We start from the raw sequence: 16584 nt of genomic DNA, 5'->3' as shown, positions 1-16584 counted from the left end.
AAAGGCTCTCTTAATTTAGTACTTTCTTCGTGTTTTTCAGCCGTTTATTGGCGAATAATTCCTCTTTTGTAGTCTACAAGAAATATACTGAAATGGCTTTTGTTTTGTAAAGATAATTTCATTGAAAAACGGTAATTTCGATTTGGCATTGCGAAAGCGGCTGTTTTGCAACGCAAAACCTACGCTTTTACCGTGCAAAACAGCCGCTTTTGGAACGCAAAACAATAGGTTTTGCAACACATTGATAACAAGGAAGTTAGACAAAAGATATCCTTGTGAAAAATATTTACACTGTTATTGTCTGATTTCGCTTTATATAATAATGTATACAGAAGCAATGGTGTAGGTGCAAAGAGGCTTGCCTATTGGAAAAATGAAACGATATTCCTCCACAAACTAAAAACTGCAAGAAAGGCAAAATAAATGATATATATTAATTTTTCAAACAATACACATATCAAAATGCTACAATTATTTTGCAAATTGCAAACAAATATTTATTTTTGCATTACACAAAAGCTGAAAAAAGTAAAAAGAAGTATGGGTAACTTAAGATTTGAAGTTGTAAAAGAGGCTTTTAGAAAACGCCCCGTAGAGTTAGAATTGCTGAACGAACGCCCTTCCGAACTATTTGGTAAGTACGTTTTCAACCGCGACAAAATGTACAAATACCTTCCTGTGGACATCTTCAACAAGATGATGAACGTAATGGAAAACGGCAAACGCCTCGACCGTTCGATTGCCGATGGTGTGGCAAACGGTATGAAAAAGTGGGCAAAAGAGAATGGCGTTACACACTATACGCACTGGTTTCAGCCCCTGACAGAAGGCACAGCGGAAAAGCACGATTCCTTCATAGAGTCGAACGGGAAAGGGGGAATGCTCGAGGACTTCTCTGGAAAACTGCTCGTACAACAAGAGCCAGACGCAAGTTCGTTTCCATCGGGTGGCATTCGCAACACCTTCGAGGCACGCGGCTACTCGGCGTGGGACCCCACAAGTCCGGTCTTCATCATAGACGACACACTTTGTATTCCTACTATCTTCATTTCTTACACGGGCGAAGCACTCGACTACAAGGCACCGCTGCTGCGTTCGTTGCTTGCCGTAAACAGTGCGGCAAAAGATGTTTGCCAATATTTCTACCCCGATGTAAAGAAAGTACACACCAATTTGGGCTGGGAACAGGAGTACTTCCTTGTAGACGAGGACTTATATTTTGCACGTCCCGACCTGATGCTTACGGGCAGAACGCTGATGGGGCACGACTCTGCAAAGAACCAACAAATGGACGACCACTACTTCGGCACTATCCCCGAACGTGTGCAAGCCTTTATGAAAGACTTGGAAATCCGTGCCTTAGAGTTGGGCATACCTGTAAAAACCCGCCACAACGAGGTTGCTCCGGGACAATTCGAGCTTGCTCCAATCTTCGAGGAATGCAACTTAGCAGTAGACCACAACATGCTGCTGATGGCACTGATGAAGAAGGTTGCACACCGACACAGCTTCCGTGTGCTGCTACACGAAAAACCTTTCGCAGGCATCAACGGTTCAGGAAAGCACAACAACTGGAGCTTGGCTACCGATACAGGTGTGCTGCTGCACAAAAGTGGTAAGAACACAAACGACAATTTGCGCTTCGTAGTCTTTGTTGTAGAAACATTAATGGGTGTTTACAAACACAACGGACTGCTGAAAGCATCGGTTATGAGTGCAACCAACGACCACCGCTTGGGGGCAAACGAGGCACCACCTGCCATTATTTCGTCGTTCCTTGGCAAACAACTGACCGACTTGTTTGAACATATAGAAAAAGCCGACAAGAAAGACTTGTTCACCGTGAAGGGGAAACAAGGCGTGCAACTCGACATTCCGGAAATTCCTGAGCTGTTCATCGACAACACCGACCGCAACCGCACGTCGCCATTTGCCTTTACTGGCAATCGCTTTGAACTGCGCGCAGTTGGGTCGGAAGCCAACTGCGCCTCTTCGCTCATCGTACTGAATACGGCTGTGGCAGAAGCTCTGACAAGTTTCAAGCAACGTGTTGATGCACTGATTGAACAAGGCGAAGACCAGACGAGTGCGATTATAGAAGTTGTTCGCAACGATATTAAAACCTGTAAGCCTATCCACTTCGACGGAAATGGTTACAGCGACGAGTGGAAAGCTGAAGCAGCGCAGAGAGGATTGGACTGCGAGGCAAGTTGTCCTGTATGTTTCGACACCTATTTGCGCGATGATTCCGTGCAAATGTTCGAATCCATGAACGTAATGAGGCGCAACGAACTTGAAGCTCGCAACGAGGTGAAGTGGGAAACTTACACGAAAAAGATTCAGATAGAAGCACGTGTAATCGGCGATTTGGCTATGAACCACATCATTCCTGTTGTAACCCATTACCAAAGTAGGTTGGCAAAGAACGTCAGTTCGATGATAAACATCTTCGGCAGAGAAGAAGGCGAGCGACTTACGGCACGCAATGTAAAGATTCTAAAGGAAATAGCGGAGCGTATGCAAGCCATAGAAACAGGCGTAGACGAACTTGTCGAGGCAAGGAAAATTGCCAACAGAATAGAAAACCAACGCGAAAAAGCCATTGCCTACCACGACAACATTACCACGAAGATGGAAGAGATACGCCACGAAATAGACAAGCTCGAACTGATTGTGAGCGACGAAATGTGGACGTTGCCGAAATATCGTGAACTCCTATTCATTCGTTAAAACGGGCATAAACTGCAACTTGGCAGCAGTTCGGTAAGGGAATCGTTCTCTTGTTACTGCTGAAGGCAGATGCAGGAAGTTGTCTTTGATGTTGTGAAGGTAATTCCAATGAAAAGCGGCAACTGCGCTTTGAGCTTGGAAACACAAAATAAAAAACCAGTATTCATTGCCTTTTCCTCGATGAAATGGACAATAAATACTGGTTTACTGTTTTATTATAATCTATTACTTTTCTAAATTTTACCGCTCCTCGTAAATCACTTTGTTCGCACCGCTTGTTATCTTGAGTGCTTCTGGGTGGTCTTTTACAAAGCTTTCAATATGGCGAACGCGCTTCTCTTCAAATATTTCGTCCACAGCGATAAGGATTCCTGTTTCCTCTACATCGCCAAAGCCATTGTTAATCCCCGTTCCAAAAAGTTTCATAGTTGGCGAAAGGTTCATATAAGCATTCACCAAAGGAGGGATATTGAACCCTAACTTGCGTATTTCCCTATTTAAAATACGATAGTTTTCTTTAAAGGAAGCAGCATTGAATAACGACTCAAATTCGGAGAAAGGAGTGTCGATTTTGAGCGGTTTTATCGGTATAATGAGGTTTTCCTTGTCGTCGAAGAACTTCTTGAGGAAGTAAAGAATCATATCGCGACCACGACGGATATACGACGGATACATCGTCATTTTACCGAAGAAGTATTTGCAATGAGGATTCAGTACCGTGAGCGCGCCTAAACCGTCCCAAAGATTATCGAGTGCAAAGATACTTTTAGAATTTTCACGAACGTTCTGGTACCCCAAAGAAACGAAAGAGCGACCCAATTCAACCGTATAGGGAGCGTATTCTTTCAAGAACTTGTCGGAAAAATGGAACATGTGGCTGGTAGGAAGTATAGGTTGGCCATCGCTGCCAAACTTCCACTCTTTTCCAAACACATAACGATAACCACCTATAATCTCTTCGTTGTCAGGATTCCATACGATAAGTTGCTTGCAACCATTGGGCATCAGGTCAAATTCGTCAATATCCTTTGCCTTTCCCGTACCGCCACCGGCACTGCGGAAAGCCTCTTCGCGCAATCGTCCAACTTCGTCCATAAGATGCGGAGCTTCGCTTGCCGAGAATACATAGATGTCGTTATGACTCTTATTCGTACCTCTCAGCAATCTGCCTGGAGTAAGTTCGCTTTTCAAAAGTTCCTTACCGACTGGTTGGATAATCTCTTCTTCCTTCATATTATTGCTTTTTATCGCATCTCTTTATTTCGCATTACTTCATAACAAGTAAAACTTTCCTAAAGTTCATATACCTTATCTTGGACAAATTGTGCCCATTCCATCGGTGTTTTGCTGTCATCGAAAGTCTGCCACGGAATAGGTTTTCCGAAACTGACACGAAATGTTTTGCCAACATTCCTATACATTTCATCGACCAAAAAGAACATTGCAAGATTTACTTTCTTCACGTATTTATCGCTGAAATGGGCAATTTTATAAAACCATTCCGAATTGCGTCCACTGAAATGGATTGGCACAACATCGCGTTGATACTCTACACTCTTCGTTATGAAAGTCTTCTTCCAAGGCAAATCACGAATCACACCATTCTGCTTTCTGCTGTTCAATCCTGCTGGAAACATCACAATATGGTTGTCGCTGCTAAATCCAGCCTCCACCATGCGAGGGAAATCGCGGCTCTGCTTGCCGGTTTTGTTTATTCCGATACTCACAGGCTCCAAACCAGGCAGGTTCAACAGCAAGTCGTTCAAAAGGTAACGAAACTTTCCATCGTAATGTTTGCCAATGATAGAACCTAATGCAACACCGTCTTGTCCGCCAAGTGGGTGATTAGAAACAAATGTATAGAGTTTGCCGTCGTTCTTGTCGGGCAAGTTTTCCAAGCCCTCTATCTCAAGCGTCATACGCAGGTAATGCACACATTCGGTAAGCCATTCCGTTCCTGTCTTGTCTCGATTTTCCCACAGGAACTGATTAACCTCGTCTTCGTGAATAATGTTTCTAAACCAATTAATCACGAAACGAGGAACAAACCTTGCCTTCGAGCCCATTTTACTGTACAGTATCTTTTGGATATCGATGGTCCTCTCCATGTTACTTGCTATATGCTTTCTAATTTTTCCAAGTTCTCAAATAGAGTGCAAATATAGCTAAACCTTTTGAGATATTCGACTTTTTTATAAAAAAAATACTCAATAGCCATTGATTTGCACACCAAAACCAACGCCAAAGTTGCACGTAAAACTACTTGAAAGTACACACAAGCTTCATTTAAGACGTAATGAAAAATACTTACAATAAGTCTTTTACGCACTTCTTCTACACCTTTACTTTGCGTTAAATATATTAAAAATACAAGAATAACGCAAACTTTGTGGAGGAAAGAGGTGAAATGTGGGGAATTTTACTTAACTTTGAACCGAAATTTCAATTATATAAGAAGTACACATGCGATTTTTAGGTAGCATAGAAGCCAAGACTGACGTGAAAGGAAGAGCCTTTTTGCCAGCAACATTCCGCAAGATATTAAGCACATCTGGCGAAGAGTCGCTGATTATGAAGAAAGATGTTTTCCAGCCTTGCTTGGTAATCTACCCCCAATCGGTGTGGAACAAGATGCTCGATAATCTTCGCAGCTACCTCAATCGTTGGAACAAACGCGACCAGATGGTTTATCGCCAATTCGTCTCAGACGTTGAAACCATCGTACTTGATGGTAACGGACGCTTCTTAATACCGAAACGATACTTGAGAATGGCAAACATCGATCAGCAAATAAAATTCATTGGTATGGACGATTGCATTGAGATTTGGAACAACGAGAACGAGAACGCATTCCTTGACCCAGACGACTTTAGTGAAACATTGGAGACTATTATGGGAAATTCAGGAGAAACAAAAGCACTCGCCACAGATACAACCCGATAAAGAAAATATGGTTAAGACCGCTGAAACATATCATGTTCCGGTATTGCTTCGCGAGAGTGTTGATGGTTTGAACATTCACCCTGACGGAATTTATGTAGACGTTACCTTTGGTGGTGGTGGACATAGCAGGGAGATTCTCTCACGTCTTAGCAAGAAAGGACACCTATACAGCTTCGACCAAGATGCCGATGCAGAACAGAATATATGCGAAATCGGCGGCAATGGAGAGAAGCCTGAGAACTTTACGTTTGTACGTTCCAACTTCAGATATTTGTCAAACTGGTTGCGTTATTATGGCGTAGAGCAGATAGACGGACTGTTGGGCGACTTGGGAGTAAGCAGTCATCACTTCGACGACGAGCAAAGAGGATTTTCATTCCGCTTCGATGCTCCACTCGATATGCGTATGAACAAACGGGCAGGCAAAACTGCTGCCGATATTTTGCGAGAATACGACGAGGAAAAGCTTGCAAATATGTTCTATCTTTATGGAGAACTGAAGAACTCGCGCAAGATTGCTGCCGCCATTGTGAATAGCAGAAGTACAACACCCATACTTACAACGAAGGACTTTCAGGCTGTTGTGGAACCGCTTTTCAAACGAGAACGGGAGAAAAAGGAAATGGCAAAGCTGTTTCAAGCACTCCGCATAGAGGTGAACCAAGAGATGGCTGCACTGAAAGAGATGCTCAACAGTGCTTCAGAAGTGCTGAAACCAGGAGGCAGGCTCTCCATTATTACTTACCATTCATTGGAAGACCGCATCGTGAAAAATATGATGAAATCGGGCAATATTGAAGGTAAGGTGGAGCAAGACTTCTTCGGGCGCATCAATTCACCATTCAAATTGATAAACAACAAGGTGATAGTGCCTGACGAGAACGAACAAGAAAGCAACCCAAGAAGTCGCAGTGCAAAACTTAGAATAGCCGAAAAGAAATAAATGGACGATAAGCTAACAGAAAACGAAGAAGTACAGGAAGTGGTAGCAAAGCCCATTTTCACTGTAAGAGAACGAAAAAAAGAGGAAACTGCAGAGGCAACAACATTGTCTGAGCAGTCTACTGATTCTGTGGCTATGGACGGAACTGAGGTTGAGTTAGAGGTAGAAAAGCCTCAACTTACAAAGAACATGGAAAGTTCTAAACTCCAAAAAGAAGGCGAGAAAGAAGAAAAAAACGACAAGCAGAAAACCGAAGAGACAAAGGCTGCAAAGATAATAGAAGAAGAAAAAGCACTGAAAAATGCAATTGAGGAGCAAGCAAGAGAAGACGAACAGCCATTATCGAGCAACTTCACACTGAAGAAAATACTCGGTGGCGACATATTCTCGGCACATTTCTTAAGAAACAACATTGGACTCATTGTGCTCATCGTGGTTTTCGTTATTATATATATATCAAACCGTTACAGCGTTCAGAAAGACTTGATAGAGATTGACAAACTCGAAACAGAACTGTCCGATGCGAAGTACAGAGCCTTGTCAAGCAGCAGCCAACTTACAGAACGCTCACGAGAAAGTCACGTGCTGGAAATTCTGAAAACCAACAAAGACAGCATACTGAAGATTTCCTCGCGACCTCCATTCATCATTAACGTTCCTTCAAAATAAAGATTATGAGTAAGTTCAATAATAAAAATATTATGCCGCGCTATTCGCTCATAGCATTTATTATGAGCCTCATAGCTATTGCTGTTGTTGCCAAATCAGCCTATATAATGATTGTGCAGAAGGATTATTGGTTGGAAGTGGCAGCAAAACAGAAGAAGGATAATGTTCCTATCTTACCTACACGTGGCAATATTCTTAGCTCCAACGGAGAACTTATGGCAAGTTCGTTGCCTGAGTTCAAAGTTTTTATGGACTTCAAGACACTCAAGGAATCAGGAAAAGATACTGCTTTTGTCGATAGCATAGATTATATTTGCAAGGGACTGAACGAACTTTTCCCCGAAAAAACAGCAGGAGAATTTAAACAATACCTATTAAGTGGCTTGAAAGAAGAACGACGCCACTTCCCTATTTGGAAGTTCCGTATCGACTACAATACATATAAAGAGGTGAAGAAACTCCCTGTTTTTAAATACGCAAAGTTCCAAAGTGGCTTCCACGAAGAAGAATTCAATGCACGTCGCCGTCCTTTCGGTTCGCTTGCACAACGTACCGTGGGCGATCTTTATGGTGCAAAAGATGTGGCTCGATGCGGGTTGGAAATGTCGTTCGATAGCATCTTGCGAGGCACAAACGGCATTGAGAACCGCCGAAAAATCAGAAACAAATACCTCAGTATCACCGAAATCCCTCCTGTTGATGGTTCTGACATCGTTACAACCATCGATGTCAGCATACAAGACTTAGCCGAAAGAGCCTTGCTTGAGGAATTGCAGGAGATAAATGGCAACGTTGGCGTAGCCATTGTTATGGAAGTTGCAACAGGAGACATTAAGGCTATCGTGAATCTTGATAAGTGTGAAGACGGTCAATACCGAGAAATAAAGAACCACGCAGTAAGCGACTTGCTTGAACCAGGCTCAGTTTTCAAAACCGCTTCTATGATGGTCGCACTCGACGACAACGTTGTAGACACGATGTACACCGTGGCAACAGGTGGCGGTGTGTGGAATATGTACGGCCGTGATATGAAGGACCACAACTGGCGGCGCGGCGGTTACGGCAATCTGACATTACCTTGGTGTCTTAAATACAGTTCTAATATTGGCATCAGTCGAATTATAGACAACTTCTATCATAGAAATCCAGAGAAGTTCGTGCAAGGAATTTACGATTTAGGCTTAGCCGACGATCTTCAAATTCCTATCACAGGATATTCTCCAGCAAAGATTCGAATGCCTAAAAAGACCAAGCGAGGTCAATATACCAACTGGAGCAATACGGCTTTGGCGTGGATGAGTATTGGCTACGAAACGCAAGTGCCTCCCATTTCAACACTGACATTCTACAATGCGATAGCAAATGGTGGTAAAATGATGCGTCCACGCTTTGTCAAGAAGGTTGTGAAAGACGGAACAATATTAGCCGAATACCCTCCCATCGTACAACGCGAACAAATTGCAAAGGAATCTACCATAATACAAATGCAACGTATTCTCAGCGAGGTTGTATCGGAAGGATTGGGTAAAAAAGCTGGTTCCGACAAGTTTTCAGTAGCTGGAAAGACAGGCACAGCGCAGATGTCGAAAGGTGCTGCGGGCTATAAATCAGGCGTTACCGACTATTTATTAAGCTTTGCAGGCTTTTTCCCAGCCGATGCACCGCGGTATAGCTGCATTGTCTGCATACAAAAGTCTGGGTTGCCAGCATCGGGTGGCGGTATGAGTGGTGTTGTTTTCCACAACATTGCAGAAGGTATTATGGCACAAAACCTAAAGCTCAGCGTTGTCGATGCTAAAGATTCAACCGCTTCGCCTATTCCAATGGCAAAGAGTGGCAACCTTTTAGCAACCGACTATGTACTCTCTGCTCTCGGTTTCAACGTTAAGAATGGTTGGAATGGCGCAAATCCATTTGGCAATCACATTTGGGGAGCAGTAGAAACAAGCAACAATACCATAACGTTTTCAGAGAAAAAGAATATCAACAAGCAACTTGTACCCGATGTACACAATATGGGAGCACGCGATGCCATTTATCTATTAGAGAGCTGTGGCATAAAGGTTGTTATGTCTGGACGTGGCAGAGTGGTAGAACAATCGCTTGCACCAGGCGACAAGATTAAGCGAGGAATGGTTTGCAAACTTCGCTTTGCCTAAACCTCACAGCAAGATAACTCCAACAAGAACGAATAAAAGAGAGAAGCAAGATATGAAATTAAACGATTTGCTTAAAAACATCAAGCCGCTAAATATAGTTGGCAATACGGACAAAGACATCAAAGGCATCAATATCGATAGCCGTAAAATAGAACAAGGACATTTGTTTGTTGCTATGAAAGGTACGCAGACCGATGGCCATAAGTTCATAAAAAAGGCGATAGAATTAGGTGCTTCGGCGGTTTTGTTGGAAGATATGTCAGCTGAAACTACAGAGAAAGACGTTACTTACATACAAGTCAAGTCTACCGAAGATGCTGTCGGCAAAGTCGCAACAACCTTCTATGGCGACCCATCGCACCAGTTAAAGCTTGTTGGCGTAACAGGAACGAATGGCAAGACAACCGTTGCCACCTTATTATATAATATGTTCCGCAAATTCGGACACAAAGTTGGCTTGCTTTCTACCGTCTGCAACTACATCGACGATAAGGAAGTGCCAGCCAGCCATACCACTCCCGACCCAATAGAGCTGAACGCACTGCTCGCAAGAATGGTAGCCGAAGGCTGTGAATATGCCTTTATGGAATGTTCGAGCCACGCCATTCACCAGCGTCGCATTGGCGGATTGAAATTTGCAGGAGGCTTGTTCACCAACCTCACACGCGACCACTTGGACTATCACAAGACGTTTGAGAACTACCGCGATGCAAAAAAAATGTTCTTCGACGATTTAAGCAAGGACGCTTTTGCTATTATCAATGCCGACGATAAAAACGGTATGGTAATGGTTCAAAACTGCAAGGCAAAGATAAAAACCTACTCTACCAAACGTATGGCAGACTTCCGTGCGCGCATTTTAGAGTGCCATTTCGAAGGAATGTACCTTGAAGTAGACGGCAAGGAAGTAGGTGTACAGTTCATTGGCAAATTCAATGTAAGCAATTTGCTGGCTGTTTACGGTACAGCTATTATGCTGGGCAAGAAGGCTGAAGACATTTTAGTGGCACTCAGCACACTGAAGAATGTAAACGGACGCTTGGAACCCATCGCTTCACCCGAAGGATACACAGCCATTGTAGACTATGCACACACACCAGACGCACTCGAAAACGTGCTGATGGCTATACACGAAGTGCTCGATGGAAAGGGCGGAAACGTGTTTACGGTATGTGGTGCAGGTGGCAACCGCGACAAAGGCAAGCGTCCATTAATGGCTCTCGAAGCCGTAAAGCGCAGCGACAAGGTTATCCTAACCAGCGATAACCCCCGTAACGAAGACCCACAAGCCATTATCGACGATATGTTGGCAGGACTCGACACCACTCAGAAGAAGAAGGTGCTATCCATAACCGACCGCAAAGAAGCTATCCGCACAGCTTGTATGATGGCACAAAAGGGCGATGTTATCCTGATTGCAGGCAAGGGACACGAAACTTATCAAGAAATAAATGGCGTAAAACACCACTTCGACGACCACGAAGTGGTACGTGAAATTTTTGGTTTAAAGTAAAGAAACCGTAAGCAGTAACGAATAAAAAGCCTAACTTTAAATAAAGACATTATGTTATACTACATCTTCCGTTGGCTCGACCAATTCGGCATCAGTGGCTCCCACGTATGGGGCTACATCAGTTTCCGAGCCATTATGGCAATGATTCTTGCATTGGTAATTTCAGCTTGGTTCGGCGAAAAGTTTATAAAATATCTCAAGAGAAAGCAAATTACAGAGGTGCAACGCGATGCGAGCATCGACCCGTTCGGTGTTAAAAAGATAGGTGTACCGTCGATGGGCGGCATCATCATCATTGTTGCATTGCTCATTCCTGTATTGCTGTTGGGTCGTTTGCGCAACATCTATCTCATCTTAATGGTCATTACCACCATTTGGCTCGGATTTCTCGGTGGAATGGACGATTTTATTAAGATTTTCAAGCACAACAAAGACGGATTGAAAGGCAAGTACAAGATAGTCGGACAGTTCACTATCGGTCTTATTGTGGGCTTGGTTCTATGGGCGTCGCCCGATGTCAAGTCGAACATCAACTTGGAAATGCGTAGCAATAATGGGCAGGAAATAATTGTGAAACACGGCGAAGAAGCCGAGAAGACCCTCAAGACCACCATTCCATTCATAAAAAACCACAACCTCGACTACTCTGAAATTATGTCGTTCTGTGGCAAATACAAGACGGCAGCAGGCTGGATATTGTTCGTTATTATGACCATTATCGTGGTAACAGCCGTTTCAAACGGTGCGAACTTAAACGATGGAATGGACGGAATGTGTGCAGGAAACTCCGCCATCATAGGTGTGGCGTTAGGCATCTTGGCTTATGTAAGCAGCCATATTGAATATGCCGCCTACTTGAACATAATGTATATTCCGGGCTCGGAAGAGTTGGTGGTGTTCTTCATGGCTTTCATCGGTGCGCTGATAGGTTTCCTTTGGTACAACGCCTACCCTGCACAAGTGTTTATGGGCGACACGGGCAGCCTCACCATTGGCGGTATCATCGCCGTAGGTGCTATCATTATCCATAAAGAATTGCTGCTGCCTATCTTGTGTGGCATCTTCTTCGTGGAAAGTTTAAGTGTTATTTTGCAAGTCTACTACTACAAGTTGGGCAAGCGTAGAGGCATAAAGCAACGTATTTTCAAGCGTGCGCCTATCCACGATAGTTTCCGAACAGAAGACTGCCGATTGGAACCAGACTGCAAATATCTCATCAAAACGCCCCACACACCAGTGCACGAAAGCAAGATTACCCTTCGTTTCTGGATTGTAACCATTATCTTGGTGGCACTGACCATCATTACTTTGAAGATTAGATAAAACGAGAAAGATACACCAGAACAAAACAACCGCAAGGACAACAGCCTTGCAAAACGACGATAAAAGACAAGTAAATATGAAGAGAATTGTAGTGTTAGGAGCAGGCGAAAGCGGTGCAGGAGCTGCCGTATTGGCAAAGGCGAAAGGCTTCGACGTGTTTGTTTCGGATATGTCTGCTATCAAAGATAAATATAAAAAGCTACTCAACGACCACAACATAGAGTGGGAAGAGGGGCAACACACGGAGGAAAAGATTCTGAATGCCGACGAAATCATAAAAAGTCCTGGCATTCCGAAGGAAGCTCCGATAGTGAAAAAGCTTATCGAACAGGGCACGCACATCATCAGCGAAATAGAATTTGCAGGCCGATACACTAATTCCAAAATGGTTTGTATTACAGGTAGCAACGGCAAAACCACAACTACAAGCCTCATCTACCATATATTCAAAGATGCTGGATACGACGTTGGACTGGCAGGAAACATCGGCAAGAGCCTCGCCTTGCAGATTGCTGAAGAGCCACACGACTACTACGTGATTGAACTTAGCAGTTTCCAGCTCGACGATATGTACGATTTCCGTGCAAACATCGCTATCTTGCTGAACATCACCCCCGACCATTTGGACCGCTACGACAATCAGTTCGAGAAGTATGCCGACTCTAAAATGCGCATCATTCAGAACCAAACACACGAAGACTGCTTTATTTACTGGAACGACGACCCTGTCATCAAGAAAGAGTTGGAGAAGTTCGACGTAAAGGCGGTGCAATATCCATTCTCCGAACTCAAAGAGAAGGGCAGCATCGGCTACATAGAGGAAGGACAGTACACCCTCGAACAGCCTACCCCATTCAATATGGAACAGGAAGACTTGTCGCTTACGGGCAAGCACAACATATACAACTCGTTGGCAGCAGGATTAGCATCGAACATCAGCGGCATCAAGAAAGAAAGCATTCGCAAAAGCCTGAGCGATTTCCCTGGTGTGGAACATCGCTTGGAAAAGGTATGCAAGGTGGCTGGTGTTCAATACATCAACGACTCGAAAGCTACGAACGTAGACGCTTGCTGGTATGCTTTGGAAAGTATGCGTACACCTACCATTCTCATTATTGGCGGCAAAGACAAGGGCAACGACTACAACGCCATTAAAGACCTTGTGAAAAAGAAGTGTGTAGGCTTGGTTTATCTCGGTGCAGACAACCAGAAATTGCACGAAAACTTCGATGAATTGGGCATTCCTGTACGCGACACCCACTCTATGAAGGAGTGCATTGAGGCGTGCTACGCTATGGCAAAGCCTGGCGACACCGTACTGCTAAGTCCGTGCTGCGCAAGTTTCGACTTGTTCAAGAATATGGAAGACCGTGGCGAGCAGTTCAAGACACTTGCACGCGCACTGTAAAAACAACATATAAGACAACACGTTAATACTTCATTTTAAAACTTCAAAACGACAGAAAATGAGCCTAAAGTCCCTTAACAACATATTCAAAGGCGACAAAGTAATATGGATGGTATTCTTCCTTCTTTGTATGATTAGCATTGTAGAAGTATATTCGGCATCGAGTACACTTTCGTACAAGGGAGGAAACTATTGGGCACCGCTGCTGAAGCACGGTGGAATGCTGTTCATTGGGTTCATCGTTATGATTGTCGTAATGAACATAAAGTGTCGGTATTTCAAGATAGCGACACTCCCCGCTCTCGTCCTTTCGGTGCTGATGCTGATAGGCGTGCTGCTTACAGGTGGCGTTACGAACGGCGCAAGTAGGTGGATTGAGGTTATGGGCATTCAGTTCCAACCTTCCGAATTGGGCAAAGGCGCACTGGTACTGGCAGTTGCACAGATACTCAGTGCCATGCAAACCGAAACTGGAGCCGCCAAAAAGGCTTTCAAATACATACTGTTTCTATCGGCAGCCATCATCATTCCCATTAGTTTCGAGAACCTTTCCACGGCACTGCTGGCAAGTTTAACCGTGCTGCTTATGATGTTTGTGGGGCGTGTGCCTTTAAAACAAATAGGAAAACTCTTAGGTGTCGGGGCACTGACGGTGGTTTTTGCACTTGCATTGGTAATGGCTGTAGGAACCGACGAAGAGAAAAACGCACCTAAACAGACCCTTACCGAGCAGACAACACTCGTGGAAGAAGAAACCGAAGAGAACTTCATAGGAAAGCTTTTCCACCGTGCCGACACGTGGAAAGCACGTATCAACAGATTTTTAAACAACGAATACGTAGCACCAAAAGACTACGACCTCGATAAGGACGGACAGATAGGACACGCCAACATCGCCATTGCGTCGTCGAACATTTTGGGCAAAGGGCCTGGCAACTCTAACGAACGAGACTTCCTTTCGCAAGCATTCTCCGACTTTATCTATGCCATCATTATCGAAGAAATGGGCATCATAGGAGCATTTTTCGTAGCTTTCCTCTACATTGTGATACTGATGAGGTCGGGACAGATAGCTGGCAGGTGCGAAAACTCGTTCCCCGCATTCCTTGCAATGGGCATTGCTTTCCTATTAGTTACGCAGGCACTCTTCAATATGGCTGTGGCAGTGGGGTTAGCCCCCGTTACAGGACAACCGCTACCGCTTATCAGCAAGGGTGGAACATCTACCATCATCAACTGTCTTTACATAGGTATGCTGCTAAGTATCAGCCGTTTTGCCAAAAAGCGCGATAACGATACGGCAACCGTAAGAAAAACTGTCGGAGCATAAGCAAGAGACAGAAAAAACGCCGCAAAAGTGTAAATATTTTTTCAAAGAATATCTATCGCTTAACTTACTCTATGTCAGCACATTATAAAACCTATTGTTTTGCATTGCAAAAGCGTAGGTTTTACACGGTAAAAGCGGCTCTTTTGCATCGCAAAACCTACGCTTTCGCAACGTCAAATCGAAATTATCATTTTTCTGTCGAATTATCTTTACAAAACTGAAGCGATTTTCAGCACTTGCCACAAGAAAGGAAGCGAAAAGCAATTGCCTATTGAAAAATTACTGAACTGCTTTTGTTGAGAAACAGAAGATAACAAACTGAAATACAGTGGCTATACCACGACAAAACTACATTTGTGATATTTCACATTTTTAAGTGGTTAATTTTACGACAAAACAAAAAAAATGATTAACTTTGTAGGTTGATAAATAGAGACTATGAACGAAGAGTTAAGAATCATCATAAGCGGTGGCGGAACAGGCGGACACATCTTTCCAGCTGTGTCGATAGCCAATGCCATTAAAGCAAAACACCCTGACGCAAAGATACTATTCGTCGGAGCAGAAGGAAGAATGGAAATGCAACGTGTTCCTGCTGCAGGCTACGAGATTAAAGGCTTGCCCATTAAGGGATTTAACCGCGCAAACAAGCTGAAGAATTTCAGTGTGCTCTGCAAGCTCTGGAAGAGTCTGCGCTTGGCACGCAAGATTATAAAAGACTTTAAACCGCAGGTTGCTGTGGGAGTAGGTGGCTACGCAAGTGGCGCAACGCTTTACGAGTGTTCAAAGATGGGCATTCCTTGCTTAATTCAAGAACAGAACTCTTACGCTGGTGTAACCAACAAATTGCTTTCTAAAAAGGCAAAGAAGATTTGTGTGGCTTACGAAGGAATGGAACGTTTCTTCCCAGCCGAAAAAATCATTATGACAGGTAATCCAGTGCGACAGAACGTACTCGAAACACCGCTTTCGCAAGAAGAGGCAAGAAAATCGTTCGAGCTGAACCCCAAGAAGAAGACCATTCTGCTGGTAGGTGGCAGTCTGGGCGCACGCACCATTAACCGTGCCGTGTTGGAACACTTAGACCTTATAGAGGCTTCCGACGCACAGTTTATATGGCAAACAGGCAAATACTATCACCAGTCTATCCTCGATGAAATGAAGGGAAAGGAACTTCCGAACCTTAAAATTATGGATTTCATCGGCGATATGGGTGCAGCTTACAAGGCTGCCGACTTGGTAATCAGCCGCGCAGGAGCAAGTTCTATCAGCGAGTTCCAGCTCATTGGCAAGCCTGTCATACTTGTGCCAAGCCCCAACGTTGCAGAAGACCATCAGACAAAGAACGCAATGGCATTGGTAAACAAAGGTGCGGCATTGCTTGTCAAAGATGTCGAAGCACCCGAAACGCTCTTACAGTTGGCGGTAAAGACCGTAACCGACGAGCAGAAACTTGCAGATTTAAGCGAGAATGTAAAGAGAATGGGACTTCACGACTCTGCCGACGTGATTGCAGAAGAAGTGATGAAACTGATTAAATAAAACGAACAAGAGGTGTTTTCAATA

13 protein-coding genes are annotated in these 16584 nt (G+C 44.0%); 10 read left to right on the top strand and 3 right to left on the bottom strand.

The window, feature by feature from the left end; all coding sequences use genetic code 11:
- Positions 1–36: 36 nt before the first annotated feature.
- A complete protein-coding gene (locus BWX39_RS12345; RefSeq protein ID WP_076123193.1) occupies positions 37–264 on the bottom strand; it encodes a hypothetical protein in 228 nt (75 codons plus the stop codon).
- A gap of 276 nt (positions 265–540) precedes the next feature.
- Between BWX39_RS12345 and BWX39_RS02395 the strand changes: the two genes are divergently transcribed.
- Positions 541–2730: a glutamine synthetase III family protein gene (locus tag BWX39_RS02395; protein WP_028905640.1), complete on the top strand. Its 2190-nt coding sequence runs from the start codon at positions 541–543 to the stop codon at positions 2728–2730.
- 240 nt (positions 2731–2970) lie between these two features.
- Here the strand turns inward: BWX39_RS02395 and BWX39_RS02390 are convergent, their stop codons facing one another.
- On the bottom strand, positions 2971–3963 hold the full coding sequence (locus BWX39_RS02390) for a GNAT family N-acetyltransferase (protein ID WP_028905641.1): 993 nt from the start codon (positions 3961–3963) through the stop codon (positions 2971–2973).
- 59 nt (positions 3964–4022) lie between these two features.
- Positions 4023–4838, bottom strand: a complete 816-nt coding sequence (locus tag BWX39_RS02385; RefSeq protein WP_036860594.1) for a glycerol acyltransferase — start codon at positions 4836–4838, stop codon at positions 4023–4025.
- A 355-nt stretch (positions 4839–5193) separates the two neighbouring features.
- Between BWX39_RS02385 and mraZ the strand changes: the two genes are divergently transcribed.
- The 9 genes from mraZ (at position 5194) to murG (ending at position 16560) form a co-directional block, all read left to right on the top strand.
- On the top strand, positions 5194–5673 hold the full coding sequence (gene mraZ / locus BWX39_RS02380; protein ID WP_028905643.1) for a division/cell wall cluster transcriptional repressor MraZ: 480 nt from the start codon (positions 5194–5196) through the stop codon (positions 5671–5673).
- 7 nt (positions 5674–5680) lie between these two features.
- Positions 5681–6616: a 16S rRNA (cytosine(1402)-N(4))-methyltransferase RsmH gene (gene rsmH, locus BWX39_RS02375; RefSeq protein ID WP_028905644.1), complete on the top strand. Its 936-nt coding sequence runs from the start codon at positions 5681–5683 to the stop codon at positions 6614–6616.
- The gene (locus BWX39_RS02370) at positions 6617–7285 is read left to right on the top strand and encodes an FtsL-like putative cell division protein (protein WP_028905645.1); all 669 of its coding nucleotides are present in this window, start codon (positions 6617–6619) and stop codon (positions 7283–7285) included. It begins immediately after the preceding gene.
- A 5-nt stretch (positions 7286–7290) separates the two neighbouring features.
- Positions 7291–9444: a penicillin-binding protein gene (locus BWX39_RS02365; protein WP_028905646.1), complete on the top strand. Its 2154-nt coding sequence runs from the start codon at positions 7291–7293 to the stop codon at positions 9442–9444.
- A gap of 52 nt (positions 9445–9496) precedes the next feature.
- Complete coding sequence (locus BWX39_RS02360; RefSeq protein WP_028905647.1) at positions 9497–10957, top strand: UDP-N-acetylmuramoyl-L-alanyl-D-glutamate--2,6-diaminopimelate ligase; 1461 nt, start codon at positions 9497–9499, stop codon at positions 10955–10957.
- Between the two features lie 51 nt (positions 10958–11008).
- The gene (locus BWX39_RS02355) at positions 11009–12280 is read left to right on the top strand and encodes a phospho-N-acetylmuramoyl-pentapeptide-transferase (RefSeq protein ID WP_028905648.1); all 1272 of its coding nucleotides are present in this window, start codon (positions 11009–11011) and stop codon (positions 12278–12280) included.
- Between the two features lie 76 nt (positions 12281–12356).
- Positions 12357–13688, top strand: a complete 1332-nt coding sequence (murD, locus tag BWX39_RS02350; RefSeq protein WP_014708971.1) for a UDP-N-acetylmuramoyl-L-alanine--D-glutamate ligase — start codon at positions 12357–12359, stop codon at positions 13686–13688.
- A gap of 58 nt (positions 13689–13746) precedes the next feature.
- Positions 13747–15018: an FtsW/RodA/SpoVE family cell cycle protein gene (locus BWX39_RS02345; RefSeq protein WP_028905649.1), complete on the top strand. Its 1272-nt coding sequence runs from the start codon at positions 13747–13749 to the stop codon at positions 15016–15018.
- Positions 15019–15456: 438 nt separating this feature from the next.
- A complete protein-coding gene (murG, locus tag BWX39_RS02335; protein ID WP_028905650.1) occupies positions 15457–16560 on the top strand; it encodes an undecaprenyldiphospho-muramoylpentapeptide beta-N-acetylglucosaminyltransferase in 1104 nt (367 codons plus the stop codon).
- Positions 16561–16584: the final 24 nt, after the last annotated feature.

This window comes from Prevotella intermedia ATCC 25611 = DSM 20706 (assembly GCF_001953955.1).
Lineage (GTDB): Bacteria > Bacteroidota > Bacteroidia > Bacteroidales > Bacteroidaceae > Prevotella > Prevotella intermedia.
Note: the sequence above shows the minus strand (reverse complement) of the source record. Positions and strands in the feature narration are given on the sequence as shown.

Bases quoted from the DNA above. Each gene is read 5' to 3' on its own strand.
- BWX39_RS02395 (WP_028905640.1), top strand. From the start codon at position 541: ATGGGTAACTTAAGATTTGAAGTTGTAAAAGAGGCTTTTAGAAAACGC.
- BWX39_RS02390 (WP_028905641.1), bottom strand. From the start codon at position 3,963: ATGAAGGAAGAAGAGATTATCCAACCAGTCGGTAAGGAACTTTTGAAA.
- BWX39_RS02385 (WP_036860594.1), bottom strand. From the start codon at position 4,838: ATGGAGAGGACCATCGATATCCAAAAGATACTGTACAGTAAAATGGGC.
- mraZ (WP_028905643.1), top strand. From the start codon at position 5,194: ATGCGATTTTTAGGTAGCATAGAAGCCAAGACTGACGTGAAAGGAAGA.
- rsmH (WP_028905644.1), top strand. From the start codon at position 5,681: ATGGTTAAGACCGCTGAAACATATCATGTTCCGGTATTGCTTCGCGAG.
- BWX39_RS02370 (WP_028905645.1), top strand. From the start codon at position 6,617: ATGGACGATAAGCTAACAGAAAACGAAGAAGTACAGGAAGTGGTAGCA.
- BWX39_RS02365 (WP_028905646.1), top strand. From the start codon at position 7,291: ATGAGTAAGTTCAATAATAAAAATATTATGCCGCGCTATTCGCTCATA.
- BWX39_RS02360 (WP_028905647.1), top strand. From the start codon at position 9,497: ATGAAATTAAACGATTTGCTTAAAAACATCAAGCCGCTAAATATAGTT.
- BWX39_RS02355 (WP_028905648.1), top strand. From the start codon at position 11,009: ATGTTATACTACATCTTCCGTTGGCTCGACCAATTCGGCATCAGTGGC.
- murD (WP_014708971.1), top strand. From the start codon at position 12,357: ATGAAGAGAATTGTAGTGTTAGGAGCAGGCGAAAGCGGTGCAGGAGCT.
- BWX39_RS02345 (WP_028905649.1), top strand. From the start codon at position 13,747: ATGAGCCTAAAGTCCCTTAACAACATATTCAAAGGCGACAAAGTAATA.
- murG (WP_028905650.1), top strand. From the start codon at position 15,457: ATGAACGAAGAGTTAAGAATCATCATAAGCGGTGGCGGAACAGGCGGA.